Annotated in this window: 14 protein-coding genes; 7 read left to right on the top strand and 7 right to left on the bottom strand. The window is 57.0% G+C overall.

The window, feature by feature from the left end; all coding sequences use genetic code 11:
- The 3 genes from IGW03_RS34975 to IGW03_RS34965 form a co-directional block, all read left to right on the top strand.
- Positions 1-323: tripartite tricarboxylate transporter permease (locus IGW03_RS34975; RefSeq protein ID WP_194724442.1), on the top strand; the 323-nt coding region annotated here is incomplete at its 5' end.
- A gap of 164 nt (positions 324-487) precedes the next feature.
- Entirely contained in the window at positions 488-895 is a 408-nt protein-coding gene (locus IGW03_RS34970) for a PaaI family thioesterase (RefSeq protein WP_194727014.1), read from the top strand.
- A gap of 108 nt (positions 896-1,003) precedes the next feature.
- On the top strand, positions 1,004-1,945 hold the full coding sequence (locus IGW03_RS34965; RefSeq protein ID WP_194727013.1) for a bestrophin family protein: 942 nt from the start codon (positions 1,004-1,006) through the stop codon (positions 1,943-1,945).
- A 308-nt stretch (positions 1,946-2,253) separates the two neighbouring features.
- Here IGW03_RS34965 and IGW03_RS34960 read toward each other — a convergent pair whose 3' ends face one another.
- Positions 2,254-3,189, bottom strand: a complete 936-nt coding sequence (locus tag IGW03_RS34960) for a bestrophin family protein (RefSeq protein ID WP_194727011.1) — start codon at positions 3,187-3,189, stop codon at positions 2,254-2,256.
- Positions 3,190-3,360: 171 nt separating this feature from the next.
- Complete coding sequence (scpC, locus tag IGW03_RS34955; RefSeq protein WP_194727010.1) at positions 3,361-4,854, bottom strand: succinyl-CoA:acetate CoA-transferase ScpC; 1,494 nt, start codon at positions 4,852-4,854, stop codon at positions 3,361-3,363.
- Between the two features lie 132 nt (positions 4,855-4,986).
- On the opposite strand from scpC, the gene IGW03_RS34950 reads away from it, so the two are divergent.
- On the top strand, positions 4,987-5,886 hold the full coding sequence (locus IGW03_RS34950) for a LysR family transcriptional regulator (RefSeq protein ID WP_194727009.1): 900 nt from the start codon (positions 4,987-4,989) through the stop codon (positions 5,884-5,886).
- A 584-nt stretch (positions 5,887-6,470) separates the two neighbouring features.
- Here IGW03_RS34950 and IGW03_RS34945 read toward each other — a convergent pair.
- The 5 genes from IGW03_RS34945 to IGW03_RS34925 form a co-directional block, all read right to left on the bottom strand.
- Positions 6,471-7,355: an amidohydrolase family protein gene (locus IGW03_RS34945; protein WP_438943692.1), complete on the bottom strand. Its 885-nt coding sequence runs from the start codon at positions 7,353-7,355 to the stop codon at positions 6,471-6,473.
- Between the two features lie 92 nt (positions 7,356-7,447).
- Entirely contained in the window at positions 7,448-8,425 is a 978-nt protein-coding gene (locus tag IGW03_RS34940) for a tripartite tricarboxylate transporter substrate binding protein (protein ID WP_194727007.1), read from the bottom strand.
- Positions 8,426-8,638: 213 nt separating this feature from the next.
- Complete coding sequence (locus tag IGW03_RS34935; protein ID WP_194727006.1) at positions 8,639-9,568, bottom strand: hydroxyacid dehydrogenase; 930 nt, start codon at positions 9,566-9,568, stop codon at positions 8,639-8,641.
- Positions 9,568-10,269, bottom strand: a complete 702-nt coding sequence (locus tag IGW03_RS34930; protein WP_194727005.1) for an RraA family protein — start codon at positions 10,267-10,269, stop codon at positions 9,568-9,570. Before IGW03_RS34930 ends, IGW03_RS34935 begins: the two co-directional genes overlap by 1 nt.
- 77 nt (positions 10,270-10,346) lie before the next feature.
- Positions 10,347-11,318, bottom strand: a complete 972-nt coding sequence (locus tag IGW03_RS34925; RefSeq protein ID WP_194727004.1) for a Bug family tripartite tricarboxylate transporter substrate binding protein — start codon at positions 11,316-11,318, stop codon at positions 10,347-10,349.
- Between the two features lie 132 nt (positions 11,319-11,450).
- Between IGW03_RS34925 and IGW03_RS34920 the strand changes: the two genes are divergently transcribed.
- The 3 genes from IGW03_RS34920 to IGW03_RS34910 all read left to right on the top strand — a co-directional run bounded on the left by IGW03_RS34920 (position 11,451) and on the right by IGW03_RS34910 (position 15,893).
- Positions 11,451-12,332 (top strand): LysR family transcriptional regulator, encoded by an 882-nt coding sequence (locus tag IGW03_RS34920; RefSeq protein WP_228536289.1) that lies wholly within the window; start codon positions 11,451-11,453, stop codon positions 12,330-12,332.
- Positions 12,333-13,013: 681 nt separating this feature from the next.
- A complete protein-coding gene (locus tag IGW03_RS34915) occupies positions 13,014-14,180 on the top strand; it encodes an FIST signal transduction protein (RefSeq protein ID WP_194727003.1) in 1,167 nt (388 codons plus the stop codon).
- A 9-nt stretch (positions 14,181-14,189) separates the two neighbouring features.
- Positions 14,190-15,893 (top strand): hybrid sensor histidine kinase/response regulator, encoded by a 1,704-nt coding sequence (locus tag IGW03_RS34910; protein ID WP_194727002.1) that lies wholly within the window; start codon positions 14,190-14,192, stop codon positions 15,891-15,893.
- Positions 15,894-16,235 lie beyond the last annotated feature (342 nt).

Here is a 16,235-nt window from a genome sequence, read left to right as displayed (position 1 = left end):
CGGGCATCCTGGTGTTCTGCGCCATCGGCGTGTTCAGCCTGAACAACTCCGAGTTCGATGTCTACATGATGGCGCTGTTCGGTCTGTTCGGCTACATCTGCAACAAGCTGGAAATGGAAGCCGCGCCGATGCTGCTGGGCTTCATCATCGGTCCGATGATGGAAGAGTACCTGCGCCGTGCGCTGCTGCTGTCGCGCAGCGATCCGATGGTCTTCCTGCAGCGTCCGATTAGCGCGACCATGCTGGTGGTGTCGGCACTGGCCCTGGCGGTGGTGCTGCTGCCGTCGCTGCGCAAGAAGCGGGAAGAAGCGTTCGAGGAGTAACGGAAGCGACGCATTAGCCAAGCCTTGGCTCCAACGAACCGGCGTATTTGGAAACGAATGCGCCGTTTTTTCATCCGAAAAATGGATTGGCCGACCTGTTTTCTGAAATTCGTGTCAAATCTCGTGTACAAAGCATTTCTGGAAATATCAAGGAGAAAAACATAATGAATGACGAAGCCTCTTTCTTCGGCATTGAAGTTCCGCTCATGCGTCTACTCGGCTTGCAGACCGTGCACCTGGACGAAACCGTAGCGCGCACCCGGCTACCCCAGAAGCCGGAAATACTCAACAGCCATGGCCACACCCACGGAGGAACGCTGATGGCCGTGCTCGATTTCACCATGAGCGCCGCTGCGCGTGCACATGATCCGCATGGATTAGGCGTGATTACCATCGACATGACGACGCATTTCCTGGCGCCCGGCCAGGGAGAACTGACATTCGAGGCGACGACGACACGACGCGGAAAGAGCATTGTATTCTGCGAAGGCAGCGCCTACGACTCAACCGGACAGCAGGTCTGCACTGCACGCGGGGTATTCAAGCTGGTGCCTCGCAAGAAGGAAAATTGACCCCACGCCAGCGTGGTCGCCGGTTTTCGCGATAATCTACAGCCAAGGCTGTGCTGCAGAAGACAATGTCGTGGAGCCGAAATGCAATCAACTTTGGCTGATATCCCGATGATTCTTCGCGACAGACCTGCCGGCATCAAACTGTTCTTCATCCTGAGGGGTTCGATCTTTCCTCGCATCCTGGGTGTGCTGGCGGTCAATATATTCGTTGCTTCCGTCGTTACGGCACTGCATGTCTGGCATGTACCGTTCGGCCTGACGCTGACGCCGGTTCCGTTTACGCTGATCGGACTGGCGCTGGCCATTTTTCTCGGCTTCCGGAACACCGCCGCCTATGACCGGTTCTGGGAAGGCAGGAAGCTATGGGGCCAGCTGGTGACGGAATGCCGCAACCTTGCCCGCGAATGCCAGACCCTCATCACCGCCGATCATCCGGCAAGCATGGATACGGGGCTGCAGGATGTGAGGGTCAGGATGATTTTTCGCGCGATTGCATTTGCGCATAACCTGCGGCAGCTGCTAAGGGATTCCGCAGACCGCGACCAGTTGAAGACATTCCTTGCCGATGAAGAGTGGAAGCGGCTCGAAACCCCGGCGGAAAATCTCAATATCCTCATGCTGCAGATGGGCCGCGACGTATCGCAGTGCCTGAAGGATCGCCGCATCGATGGCCCCATTGCGGCTGCAATCAATGGCACCCTCTCTTCGATGGTTTCGGCGGCAACGGGCTGCGAGCGCATCAAGAATACGCCGATTCCGTTTTCGTATTCGCTTCTCTTGCACCGGACCGCGTATCTCTACTGCTTTCTGCTTCCCTTCGGACTGGTGGATTCCACCGTCTTCATGACGCCGATTGTGGTTGCGATCGTTGCCTATACCTTTTTCGGACTGGATGCATTGGGTGATGAGATCGAAGAGCCGTTCGGCATGTCGGACAACGATCTTCCTCTGGATGCCATCTGCCGCATGATCGAGCATGATCTTCGCAAGGCCGTCGGAGATCCGCAGGCGCCGTCGGGACTTGCGCCGGTTGATTTTCGGCTGACTTGAACAGATGGGCGAAAGAGACTTGACTAGGGGTTCGAAAACACTCCCTCCCCTTGAAGGGGAGGGTTGGGGGGGGGATGGGGTTGCGCTACCATATTGAAACCCATCCCCCTCCTAACCTCCACCTCGCCGCTTGCAAGCGGCTCCGACTACGCAGGCGCAAGGCATGCCTTGCGAAACCCCTGCTACGTCCCCCTTGAAAGGGGAGGAACATTCTCTATCATTTTGCCTTGCCCCCGCCGATTGCAAGCCGCTTAAGCTGAATCAATGGTTCACAAATATACTTTCACCCTGCAATCCTGCAAGCACCTTCACGTGAGGTGATAGTCAACCGGCTTGAACGGAGCCGGAATATTCTCTTCATCCAACGACTCGCGCAAGTTGATTTCAATCGTCCGGCAGATGGCCGCAAGCGGCAAGTCATTGGCCGAGGTTCCGAACGGTTCTTCGATTTCATCACCCAGCGCATCCAGACCGAAGAAGGTATAGGCAACGATGGCCACGACGAACGGCGTCATGAAGCCGATGGAATCCACCAGGCCGAAGGGAAGCAGGAAGCAATACAGATATGCGGTGCGATGCAGCAGCAGGGTGTAGGAGAACGGCACAGGCGTATTCTTGATCCGCTCGCACGCAGCCCCGGCGGCGACCATCGCCGACAGCGTCGCATCGATCGACACCATCAGAACCGTATCGATCCGTCCTTGGGCGCGGCAGCGCTGCAAATCTTCACCCATGCGCTGCATCAGGAAATGCGGCTTGTGGGAGACCGTCGTGAGGCGCTGCCACTCGTCTCTCGGAAGCAAATGCTCAAGCTCGGCAACGCTGTCGGAATCGCGCAGGTGATGGCGCAGCGCATGCGCAAAGGCAATGGAGCGGTGAACCAGACGTATCCTGATGTCGGCCGTACCGTCCGGCTCGCCCGATGCGGGCTCGATCATCGTGAAGCACTGGCGAACGAAATTCCTGCTTCTGAGCACCACTTCGCCCCACAGCTTGCGTCCTTCCCAGTATCGGTCATAGGCTGAATTGTTGCGGAAGCCGAGGAAGATGGCCAGCGGCAGTCCGATCAGGGTAAAGGGAATCGTTGTCAGCGTGATCTTGTGATGAAGAAGAGCGCCGCCGGTGAGCGTGACAAGGATGGCAAGCACGGTCGTCACCAGCAGGCTTTTCCAGATTCTCGAGAAGATCGATCCTTGCATCGTCAGCATCAGCCGCAGACCCGAGGGCCGGTCACGGACGATCATCGCATGACCTTGTGCGCCGCAGAGTGCGGCAAGTTAAAACGGTTGAGCACGGAAACTCTTTGCTGAAGCGATTGAAAATGGCGGCCACCTGACATGCCAGGTGGCCGTCTACTGAATTGCGTTAGCTTGTCTTTTTAAAAAGAAAGGCGACAGATCGATGCCTGCAAGGAATCAGCGCATCAGCATCGTCTGCGACGACTGATAGCGCTCATGCCACGACAGCGCCTCTCCCAGCACGTGCGGCGTATGGCCGCCGCGGCGGCAGGCCTCCTCGACATAGGCTCGCAATTGCGGCCTGTAGTCGGGATGGGCGCAGTGTTCGATGATCATCGGGGCGCGTTCCCTCGGCGTCAGGCCGCGAAGATCGGCGAGGCCCCACTCGGTTACGAGCACGTCGACATCGTGTTCGGTGTGATCGACATGCGTCACCATCGGCACCACGCTGGAGATGGCGCCGTCCTTGGCGACCGACTTGCTGACGAAGATCGACAGCTGGCCGTTGCGCGCGAAGTCGCCGGAGCCGCCGATGCCGTTCATCATGTGCGTGCCGCCGACGTGCGTCGAATTGACGTTGCCGTAGATATCGAACTCCAATGCCGTATTCAGTGCAAGAATGCCAAGCCGGCGAACGACTTCGGGATGATTGCTGATCTCCTGCGGGCGCAACAGGATCCTGGAGCGGTAGCGGTCGAAATCCTTGATGAAGCGGTCGTACATTGCCGAAGACAATGTGATGGACGATGCAGAAGCGAATGTCAGCTGGCCCGAATCGAGCAGTTCGATGGCGCTGTCCTGCAGCACTTCAGAAAACATCGTCAGGTCGCGGAACGGCGAATCGATCAAGCCGTGCAGCACCGCATTGGCGATCGTGCCGATGCCGGCCTGCAGCGGGGCAAGCTCCGGGCCCATTCTTCCCGCCGCGACTTCGGATTCGAAAAACTTGATGACATGCGAAGCAATGGCCGCCGTTTCCGCGTCAGGCGGAAGGATGGTGGAAGGACTGTCGGCGCTGTCGGTGATCACGATTGCAGTGATGCGCGCCGGATCAACCTTGATCGAAGTCGAGCCGATGCGCTGCTCCGGGCTCACCAGCGGAATCGGTGCGCGTCCGGGACGCGGCCCGGGAATGTAAATGTCATGCAGCCCTTCCAGCGTCAGCGGGGCGCCGAGATTGAGTTCGATGATGATTTGCCGCGCCTGCTGCACGAAGGAAGCTGAATTGCCGACGGACATGGTGGGCACGATGCCGCCGTCTTCCGTGATGGCAGCTGCTTCGATCACGGCAATATCGACCGGCCCGAGACTGCCGGATTGCAGCTGCTCAGCCGTCTCGGAAAGATGCTGGTCGATGAACATGACTTCGCCGGCATTGATCTTGCGGCGCAGCGTGGCATCCGACTGGAACGGCAGGCGCCGTGCAAGCAGACCGGCTTCGGCCATCAGGCCGTCGCTGCCGTTGCCGAGAGACGCACCGGTCATCAGCGTCAGGCTCAACGGCTCGCGCCTGGCGCGCTCCACCAGCGCAACGGGAATTGCCTTGGCATCCCCCGCGCGGGTGAACCCGCTCATGCCGACGACCATGCCGTTCCGGAAAAGTGTGACGGCTTCTTCCGCCTGCATGATTTTGCCGGTTAACGCCGGATGGCGGATGCGATCGCTATACATGGTGAGCTCCCGAATATGGCTTCAATGGTTGGCCTTGTCCGAATGAATTGTAGAATCCGGAATTCCCGCCTTGCATGAATTAAAGTCGTGCAATCAAGTCGGAATTTTCATACCTGGCAATGACGGTAAAAAATGGATATTCGATCCCTGCGCTATTTCATCGAAACAGTGCGCCTGAACAGCTTCACCCGGGCAGCCGATGCCCTGCACGTCACGCAGTCGACCATCAGCAAGATGGTGCGTCAGCTCGAAGACGAAATGGGTACACAACTGCTGATCCGTGATGGGCGCAAGCTCGTACTGACGGATACGGGTCGCATCGTGTTCGAGCGCGGCCAGGAAATCGTCGCAGCGACGCGGCAGCTGACGCTGGAGGTACAGGACACGCTGTCCCTGCGGCGCGGCAGCCTGGCGGTTGGCATTCCGCCGATGATCAACCTGCTGTTCACGCCGGTGCTCAAGGCTTTCCGCGAGCGCTATCCGGATATCGCACTGGAGTTGCGCGAAGATACCGGACAGGCGATAGAACGCCAGGTCGCGGCCGGCGATCTTGAAGTAGGCATGACGGTGCTGCCTTGCGACCCGAACCTGAACCTCGTTTCCTCGGCGGTTGCCAGCTATCCGATCTGGGCGCTGGCCGAAGCCGGCACTTTTCCAAAGCGCCGCACCACGCTCAAGCTGACGGCACTGCGCGACATGCCGCTGGTACTGCTCAACGATGATTTCGCGCTGACCCGCAGCCTGCGTCGCTCATTCCGAGAGGCCGGCTTCGAGCCCAAGGTCGTCGCGCAGAGCGGCCAGTGGGACTGGCTGGTGGCCATGGCCTCCGCAGGGCTTGGCGTGGCGCTGCTGCCTGGGCCGTTCATCCATCGCCTTGCCATCGAGGGTCTGGAGGCTGTTCGCATCATCGAGCCGGAGTTGTCATGGGAAGTTGCCCAGATCTGGAACGGACATTATCTGTCGCATGCGGCAGGAGCCTGGCTGACGGTTTGCCGTGATGTGCTGAAGAATCGTTCTGCTCATGCTGCGTGAACCCTAGAGCGGATTGCAGGTCAATGTCGGGATCGCGCAACCCCGGAAATCGGCCGAATGCTAGGCACGGCGACGCGTCGTAGCGGGGCTACGGCAAGGAGTCGTAACGACGCAGGCGGCCGGTTCCCGGGGTTGCCCGAAGGGGTCGAACCAGAAGGGCGCATTGCGGCGTTGCGGTGCTTGCCCAGGGGCTCACCCTGTGCGGCGCACCGCGCCTTGCACTGCATCCCTTCTGGCCGGGGCGGTGATCCGCTCGAACGTGACCCTACATTGACCTGCAATCCGCTCTAGGCGGCCTACCGGCCTGCAAGTAATGTCATCTTGTCGATGACATTCAATAATGCGAATGCATAGGTGGGATCGCAATTGGATTAGGGTGCCGCCGAGAATGGGATCGCCGTACACGCGGTTTGGCGATGCTCTGCAATCGGCCAGAAACGGATCGTCTATCGATGGAGTCCAATGGCCGCTGTTCAGCCCGAGGCGAACATTGATCGCTTACCGAAACTAAGCTGTCCGTCCGACTGAGCGAGACAGAGCTTACCCCCGGCAGCGTCGGCATACGGGAACGTGATCAGGTGGAACTAAAAACGATAGAGTGTCTGCGGATTGTCGACCAGGATGCGATTGCGCGTCGCCACATTGGGAATCCACTCGGCGTTCAGATCGAAGAGTACAGCATCATCTGGGAGGCGTTCGGCTATAGTGTGAGGCCAGTCGCTGCCCCAGACGAGCCGTTCCGGCGCCGCGTGCACAAATTCCTTCGCCACTCTGCCTACGTCGATATAGCCCGAGGCTTCCTCTTGCGTATTCATATACGCACCGGACAACTTAACCCAAGTCTTGCCGCCGTCGAGCAGGCGCCTGATCGCGCCGAACGCGGGATGGCTTGTTCCGGCCGGCTGCGGCACCCTGCCCATATGGTCGATGACCAGGGTCGTTGGCAGACTCGCGAGTACATCTTCCATCTCGACGATCTGCTGTCCGTGCATGAAGATCTGAACATGCCAACCCAGATCCAGCGCATGCAGCCGCCTCGACAGCTCGATCAACATGGCGGCGGTTGTCACGCCCCATGATTGAGGCGACACGAAATTCACCCGGATTCCGCATACGCCCTTGTCGCTCATCTGCTTCAATTCTGCGTCAGAGACGGTCGTGTCGACAACGACCACCGCTCGTGCCGATCTGCCCATCCTGGCAACCGCATCGAGGGTGCAAGCGTTGTCTGTCCCGTAAGTGGATGGGGTAACCACTACCGTCCGGCTCGTCCCTATCCGTTCCTGAAATAAGCGGTAGTCGTCTACCGTCGCCACAGGCGGAACGCGGGTCCAGTGGGCAGAGGCCGGAAAGCGAGGATCGAAGATATGCATATGGCAGTCACATGCAAGCTCGGGGGCTTTCAGTCCTGGAGGCCGGCTTCCGGCGGAATGAGGGACGTCATAAGCGCGGCTCCCCCCGTAACTCATCTCGTGCTGCATGTTTGCGTTTCTCGTGAACTGTCTGTCGCAGGTCTCTCGGAATCCGGCATTCGTCGGGAAGTGCCGAACTGATACCGAAATCAATCCAGCTTGATATTCGCTTCCTTGACCACCTTGCCCCATTTTTCTATCTCGGCGCCGACAAAGGCGTCGAACTCGGCAGGTGTATTTTGCTTCGTCTGTATACTGAGGGCTGCAAGACGCTCGGCAATGCCAGGATCTTTTATCACCTTGTTCAAACCGGCATTCAGGCGGTCAACGATGGCCTTCGGCGTTCCCTTCGGTACAAACACGCCGTTCCACTCGTAAGCCTCGAAGCCGGGCAGGGTGTCCGACACCGGAGCAAGCGCGGGAAAATTGGCAAGGCGTCCCTGCCCGGTATGGGCGACAGCACGCACCGAACCTGCCTTCACATGGCTGCTGGCAGCGGCGGTATTGCTGAAGTAGTACTTGACGTGGCCCGCGACCACATCGTTGAGTGCCGGAGCTCCGCCCTTGAACGGTACGTGGGAAACTTCGATCTTCGACATTTTGCTGAACAATGCGAGTGCGAGATGCTGAATGCTTCCGTTTCCAGCCGACGCCCAATCCAGTCCTCCTGGCGTAGCCTTTCCGATTGCAATTACGTCGGCGGCATTGTTTGCCTTGACCGTCGGATTGACAAGCAGCAGGAGAGGCATTACCCCGGCCTGGAATACAGGCTGGAAATCCTTGCGCGGATTATATGCCAGACGTGGGAAGAGCGATGGATTCACCGAGAAAGCCGTCGCATCGTAGAGTATGGTGTAGCCGTCCGCAGGCGCCTTGGCTACCACCAGGGCGCCTATGGTACCGGCGCCGCCGCCGCGGTTGTCGACAATGAATTGCTGCCCGAGCTCTTCCGCGAGCTTCCCGAAAAGGAGCCTGCAAAGCGTATCCGCGCCGCCGCCTGCCGAATAAGGAACGATGACGCGCACAGGCTTGTTCGGATAGACATCCTGGGCGACGGCACCCTGCAGCCCCATGGCAAGCAGGGCACCGGCAGCGGCGCTGTTTCTGAGAAATGAACGACGATCCATTTTTGTTGAACCTTCAGATGGCGTTCTGCGGGCAGGCATGCATACGCATGCGTGCCAAGCACAGACATTATTGGATTAACCATTTGACGCACGGCATGAGGAAGGTCTTTCGTGTGCATGCCGCGCAATCAAGCTTTGCGGTGAGCCGTCTGGCGAATCGGCGCGGTTGGAACCCACCCAGTGCGCCTGGCCTGCTCATCCGGTGTTCATGCGTTATTGCTTCAGCGCGTCCAATACATTCCTGGCCGCTGCCGTACCCATGTTCACATAGGCGTCCGTGGTGCCGCCGCCCACGTGCGGTGTCAGAATCAGATTAGGCACGCCGGTGAAATGATGTTCGCCGGTTAAAGGCTCGGTATGGAAGCTGTCCAGCCCTGCGGCCCGAATCTTGCCTGCCCTGATTGCCTCAATCACCGCTTCTTCGTCGACCAGGCCGCCGCGCGCCGTATTTACGATAATGACGCCATCGCGCATGCGGCTGATCGTTTCGCGATTAATCAGATTGCGATTGTCGCTGGTCAAAGGACAATGCAGAGAGATGACTTCGCTCTGGCTGAGCACCTCATCCAGGGAAGCTACTTCCACGCCTTCCGGCGCATTGCTCACGAAGGGGTCGAAAACCATGACCCGCATTCCCAGTGCCAGACCGACGGCGGCGGTTCGCTGTCCGATGGCCCCGAAGCCGACCAGCCCGAGAGTCTTTCCTTGCAGCTCCAGACTCTTGTGGGTGGATTTGTCCCAGTGCCCGTCGTGCATGCGGCCGTTCAACTGAACCAGGCTTTTGGCGCAGGCGAATATCATTGCCCAGGCATGTTCGGCCACTGCTGCGGCGTTTGCACCTGCGGCAGCCCTGACGAGAATCCCGCGCTCTGCCGCGGCGGCCGTGTCTATCGAATCAATTCCTGCCCCATGCTTGGAAATAACGCGCAGTTTCTTGCTGGCATCCATGACACGCGCCGGGATCTTGCCGAAGCGAACAATCATGGCGACCGGCTGGTGCTGCTCGCACAGCGCCACCAAGGTGCCCTCATCAGGATTCTTGCCCGCGTATACAAGATCGAAGCTTTCGAGCATTTCCACGGCCTGGGATGCCAGGTCGCTGCTCGTTACCAGCAGTACGGGCTTATGTGCAGAAGCGGACATCACAGCGTTTCCCCTTCCTTCAGCACACTGGCCGCGCGCAGCGCACCATCGAGCCACGCCGGACGCAGCTGTTCATTTCTCAGGATGCCCTGGATTCGTTTGGTCTCGTCGGCGACCTTCTTTTCCGCTGGACCGAGCAAAGACGCAGCCTTCTCGCGCTCAATGACAACCACGCCATCGGCATCGGCGACAACGAGATCGCCGGGATTGACAGGATGTCCGCCCGCCGATATCGGCCAATTGACACGCCCGGGAACCAGCTTGGTAGGGCCATTGGGATTGGTGCCCGCCGCGAATACGGGAAATCCCATCTCCCTTATTTCCAATACATCGCGCACGGCTCCGTCAATGACGACACCGGCCAGGCCGATTGCCTTTGCCTGATTCATCATGATTGCGCCCATCAGCGCACTGTTCAGATCTCCCTTGCCGTCGATGACTAGCACGTCTCCAGGCTGCGCGATAGCCATGGCAGCGTGGATCATCAGATTGTCTCCGGGTCGTACTTCGACAGTGATCGCCGGACCGGCAATCTTCATACTGGGGTCCAGTGCCGCGATCTTGCCGTTCAGTGCTCCCCGGCGTCCATTAACGTCGGCCAGTATCGCTGCCTGGAACTCTGCCGCGCGGGCGACGACGTCAGCGGGCACGCGCTCTATCTCACGGCGGACAACATCGGCCGTCGATGATTTTTCAGTCATGTCATTTACCTTCAAAAAATAGCTTATGCGCTGATGGCCTGGTCCCATCACACCTATGGAACCGGTCGGCGCGACGTTCAATCGATTGTTGCACCTGAATCCTTGACAATCTGGCCCCATTTCACGAGATCGGATTTCATCAGTGCGAGAAAGGCATCGGGCGTGCTTCCCTGCGCATCACCGCCTTCGGCGCTGATCTTTTCCTTGACTTCGTTTGATTGCAGCGCCTTGTTCACTTCCGAATTCAGGCGTGCGATCACTGGTCCCGGCGTGCCGGCAGGTGCGAGCAGGCCAAACCAGGTTATTGCATCGAAGCCCTTGTAGCCGGACTCGTTGATGGTAGGCACCTGCGGCAGATCAACCGCACGCTGCGCCGACGTCACCGCGATGGTGCGTATCTTCCCGTTCTTTATACTGGACATCGCGGAAGGGACAGAAGACATGTAGAGTTGGACTTGGCCGCCGAGCAGATCGGTAAGCGCCCCTGATATGCCTTTGTACGGCACGTGCTGCAATTTGATACCTGCAGCCTTTTGCAGCATCTCCCCGGTCAAGTGTGCAACCGTACCGTTTCCGGGCGATGCGAACGTAACCTGGTCAGGCTTCGCCTTGGCAGCGGCGACCACGTCGGCCAGGGTTTTATATGGCGAGTTCGCTGCCACTACCAGCACCAGCGGCGCGGTGGCCAAGGTTGTAATCGGCGCCAAGTCCTTTAGCGGCTGGTACGGAAGCTTCTTGTAAAGGGTAGGATTGACAGCCAGATTGCTCGTTTGACCGATCACGAGGGTATAGCCGTCTGCGGGAGACTTCGCAACGAGGTCTACGCCAATATTGCCACCGGCACCAGGCCGGTTGTCGATGACGACGTTCCATTTAGCCGTTGCCTGCAGCTTGTTAGCCACAAGGCGGGCGATAATGTCCGGCCCGCCGCCTGGCGGAAACGGAACAACTAGCCGTATCGGTTTGTTCGGATAAGTCTGCTGGGCTGAGGCACCAATGGCAATGCTGCCGGCGGCGAATGCAAACACGAGCTTTGTAAAGAGCTTCATTAACTGTCTCCATCGGAATAAGTTTCTCTTGGGTAGCCAACGTATTGATGGCTGATCCAAGTTGTTTGATGGTCCAATTATCTATGTCAGAATCCAAAGGGTCTATTTCATAATTCTTGGGGACTCATTGACATGACTTTTGATATCGATATTCGCGATCTGCGCTATTTTGAGGTTATTGCCGAATTGCAGCATATCGGGCGGGCCTCCGAGCGACTCCATCGCTCGCAGCCTGCTCTAACGAGCGCTATAAGGCGGCTTGAAGATGCCTACGGGGCACCGCTGTTCGAGCGCGCCGGACGTGGTATTCGGCTGGCGCCAGCTGGACATGTGCTATATAGATGGGCGCAGCGAATGCGCTTCGATGTCGAGGATTCACGTCGTGAGATTACGGATCTGGAGAAAGGATTGTCGGGCCAAGTCCGCATTGGCATTGCCCCAACGGCAGCCCAATTCCTTTTACCGTCTGCCGCCCGAAAACTCATTGCCGAAGCGCCGGAAGTGAGCTTAAAAACGGTGGTTGGCCTGTATGACCGCATCAAGCCCTTGCTTCAAAGCGGGCAACTCGACATGATGGTAGGCACCGACATTGGGAAGGATCCTGAGTTCATCTCGAGATATTTAATCGAGGATCAAATCGTCGTGGCAGCCAGCACTGAACATGAACTATTTAAAAAAAATGTCAAGTTGGCGGATCTGTTGAATTATCGATGGGTACTGCAACCAGCCGGCGCGCCGACACGAGACTGGCTGGACCAGACATTTGACCGCAAGAAGCTGCCACGCCCGGTCGTTCAGGTCGAAGCCAGCATGCTTCTGATTCTGCCTGCATTAATCGCAGAAACAGGACTTTTAAGCTTTATTTCGCGACACCATTTGGGAGCCGGCACTCCATTGAAGGAGGTGCAGCTGAAAGAAACAACCATGCACCGAAGGCTTGTGGTCACTTATAGGAAAAACAGTTATCTGTCACCCGCAGCACTTAAACTGATCGAGATCTTCGAGAACCTTTAACCCTGTATCGCATGCTTAGTTTCTCGGACGCTTCCTTGTCCAATTTGAGTTCATGATAGCCTATCGGAATAGGTAGAAAGTCGGTACTGCGTCATTCTTAAAGCAGGCAGGTGTCGTATGAGGGGAATAATTTCAACTTTTCGGGCACCGAACGTACTTCGATACCGCAACGAAGCGGTATCGAAAATCTAATGATTTGAAATTCGGCTCAGCCCAAGACCTGGGAGTGATAATGTCTAAAACCGGGCGGTAAATTCATACGCGAGAGTGCAGTGAAAGCACGGAGAAGGCCGGCTTCGTATCTGATTCCTGCCTTCCTACGGAATCTGAGCAAGGGCAAGGTTCGGCCAGAAGCAGAAGTAAGCGACCAGCTTTAATTACCACTTGGTGAAACCGACGAATTCTTCGTGACTTCTCCGCTTCCAAGGTTGCGTTGAAGCATCTGATTTCCAAATGAAACGCCAGTCAAAATTGCCATCAGGCGCTGGGCACCGAAGTGACTGGCATCACCTTGGCTTGATGAGTCCCGGCACGATATCCCAATCAGCGTAGACTACCCGATTTCCCGCAAGTTTTGCTTTTCTGACGGGACATAATCTTTTGTTCTGGCAAATTGAACCGCGAAGTAACACTGACGATCTGCGCAGCCACTTCTAACAACACACGTAACCGGATTCAAACATGACGCAGGTAATTGTAGGCCATACTTCCCTTTCTTCACCGACCGATGCAGGAAGCTACTTAGGGCAAACGGTCGCGGAGAAACTGAATGGACAAAACCCCGATGTCGTCATCGCCTTTGTCTCGCCCGAATTTGCATACACAGACGTCCTGATCGCATTGGAAGAACAATGCCAGCCAAGGATTCTGATTGGATGTTCTTCGGCAGGCGAGTTTTCAGGCTGCGCAACGGCCAACGCATCCGCCTCCGTGATGGCGATTCGCTCGGACACCATGCTGTTCAATGCTGCAGTAGGTACGGGCTTACGGGATTCACGGCAAAACGCAGTAAAGCAGATTGAAGGTGTATTCACCGCAAGCCAGCATACCGATTATCCGTATCGCTGCGCCCTCGTTCTCACTGACGCACTTGCCGGTTTTGCGGAAGACTTGATTCAGGATCTCACCGTACTGACCGGGGGCACCTACCAGTTATTCGGGGGTGGCGCTGCCGATGACGCGCGATTCAATGAAACCCATGTCTTTTTCGGGGCGCAGTGCCATTCCGATGCGGTGGTCGTGCTCGAAATGTTATCAAAGAAGCCGATTGGGATTGGTGTTAAACACGGGTGGAAAGCGGCAGGCAAGCCTTTGCGCGTGACTGAGGCCGAGGGAAGCCGGATCGTGAGCATCAATGCCATACCGGCGGGTGACGTCTTCGAAATGCACGCGCAGAAAACCGGCCAAGTGTTCAACCGTGCCGACCCGATGCCTTTTTTCCTGCATAACATCATTGGAATCGACATGGGAGATGAATACAAGCTGCGGGTCCCGCTTGCCTTGAATGCGGATGGCTCGATCACTTGTGCTGCCGAGGTGCCAACAGGAGCTACCGTGCAGCTGATGGTCGCCAATGTTGAAACAGCTTGCGATGCGGCCCGTGAAGCGTCGGCGGCAGCGCTGGCGGGCTTGAATGGGGAAAAACATGCCGGCTTTCTGCTGTTCGATTGCGCAGCAACGCGCTTGCGTCTTGGACTACAGTTTCAGGAGGAATTGAAAGCGGTGGCGCAAACGCTGGGATCGGAGAACTTTGCCGGTTGCAATACCTATGGGCAGATTGCCCGTACAGAGGGTCAATTCAGCGGCTTTCACAATTGCACTGCAATCGTATGCGCAATACCGGAATAGTGAATACGGATGATCCCCATAGAACTGGTTGACATATTTATATGTCTGCAATCGCCCCAGACGCGTAAAGATGGGCTTGCGTCACTGGCGGCATATACGCACGCGACGGAAGCGTATCTTTTCGGCAGGGACGATGAAGTTGATATGTTCCTGCCGGCGCAGGGTCTGCCGCAAACGATGCGCTATGCGGCAAAGTGGCAAGCGGCTTTCGGGCAATGCGAGGCCGGCTCTTGTACATCGATGCCTTTGCCTGCCCCCTCGGATGGGGCGGACACACTTTGCTCCGTCATTGTTGACCGGTTTGGACAAGCTGTTCTGGTGTTGCTCGGTATCGAATTGGAGGGAACAGCAGCTACACAGCTTCCGGCCCTTCTCTCCCTGGTAGGTGCCAAGCTTGGCGTTGAGCGCGTGGCGGAATCTGCCTCTGTCCACGCTGCAGTCGCACGTGAGGCAAACAGGCAAGCCAAATCGCTGAACAGTGCGCTTGACTCCAATCGTCAAGAGCTGCAAAAAGCATTCGAGCGTCTTGATAAAGAGCTGGCAGTGCGCCGCGAGGCCGAAAACAAGCTGCGTCAAGCCGATCAAAAAAAGGATGAATTTCTTGCGATGCTTGCGCACGAGCTACGCAATCCGCTTGCGCCAATCAACATGGCCGCACAATTGATCACGCTTCCGTCGTCAGGCAAGCGGCAAGTAGAGCGTGCAAGTGAAATAATCAACCGACAGGTCGCTCACATGACCAGTTTGCTCGATGATCTGTTGGATGTGTCGCGCGTTACACGCGGCATGATTACTGTTGAGAAAGAGCCAGTGGATGCAAAGGCCGTGATTGCCGATGCCATTGAACAATCCAAATCAGTCATGCAGTCGAAGCGGCACCAGCTCAATGTCCACTTGGTCGGGGAAGCAGTGTACCTCCACGGTGACAAGACACGACTAGTCCAGATCATTGCAAATATTCTCGTGAACGCGGCCAAGTACACGCCCAGCGAGGGCATTGTTGATCTGCGGCTTGATGCAACGAGCGACGAAGTCATGATCTCGGTGCGAGACAATGGTATTGGGATGGATTCCAGCCTCTTGCCCCAGGTCTTCGAGCTGTTTGTCCAAGCGCCGCGAAGCTCGGACCGGTCTCAGGGCGGTCTTGGCATCGGACTTGCACTCGTGAAACGCTTGGTTGAGCTGCATGGTGGAAGCATTACGGCGCAAAGCGAAGGTGCTAATCGGGGAAGTGAGTTTGTTGTGCGGCTGCCAAGGCATAGGGAGGTACTGCAAGCGGTGGCGAAAAGCGCTGATAACGGCAACTCCACCACGATAGAGGCGTTGGAAATTATTGTCATCGACGACAATGTTGACGCGGCAAACACGCTGACTGCATTATTGGAGTCGTTCGGACACCGCGTCTCGACAGGCTACTGCGCCCAGGATGCATTGGCACTGACGAGCACTGCAATATTCGATGTCATCTTTTTGGACATCGGCCTGCCAGATATGGATGGACATGAACTGGCGAAAAAGTTGAGAGCCACAGATCAGAGTCGCGGTGCGGTACTCGTTGCGTTAACAGGATACGGGCAACCGCAGGACAAGGAGCAGGCAAAGGGGGCCGGATTCGATGTTCATCTGACCAAGCCGGCACACTTAACAGCGATTGCTCAAGTACTGAACGACGTCATTGAAAAACACAAGGTTTTACGGCACAGACTTACATAAATGGAACACCGGGCAAGCCACTCAGGGTGCGCGTGGTTCTCGAGCACCCATTCAGCATAAACATTGTTATGGCGTTATAGCTTTCGTAGTATTGATCCTCCGGTACCGGCTCTCGTCTGAAAACAGCAAAGTCCGATCTGGTGCGCGGCCGATGTCAAGGTTGGCTTTCTGGCGAAGCCGCACTTCCGATTTGGGTCGCGTGTCGCCTGTCACCACTAGAGCATTTTCGTGTTGAGCTGCACCATTAAAGGTGGTGAATTTACAGCGGGGCCAAGAAGTCAAACTCTCACTCACGGTGAAGCGGGAGGCTGTCATGGCATGGCATCTTGGTCAAGCCTACGG

This window comes from Noviherbaspirillum malthae (genome assembly GCF_015352985.1).
Lineage (GTDB): Bacteria > Pseudomonadota > Gammaproteobacteria > Burkholderiales > Burkholderiaceae_D > Noviherbaspirillum > Noviherbaspirillum malthae.
The sequence above is the reverse complement of the archived record's forward strand: the minus strand, read 5'-3'. Positions and strand labels throughout refer to the sequence as shown.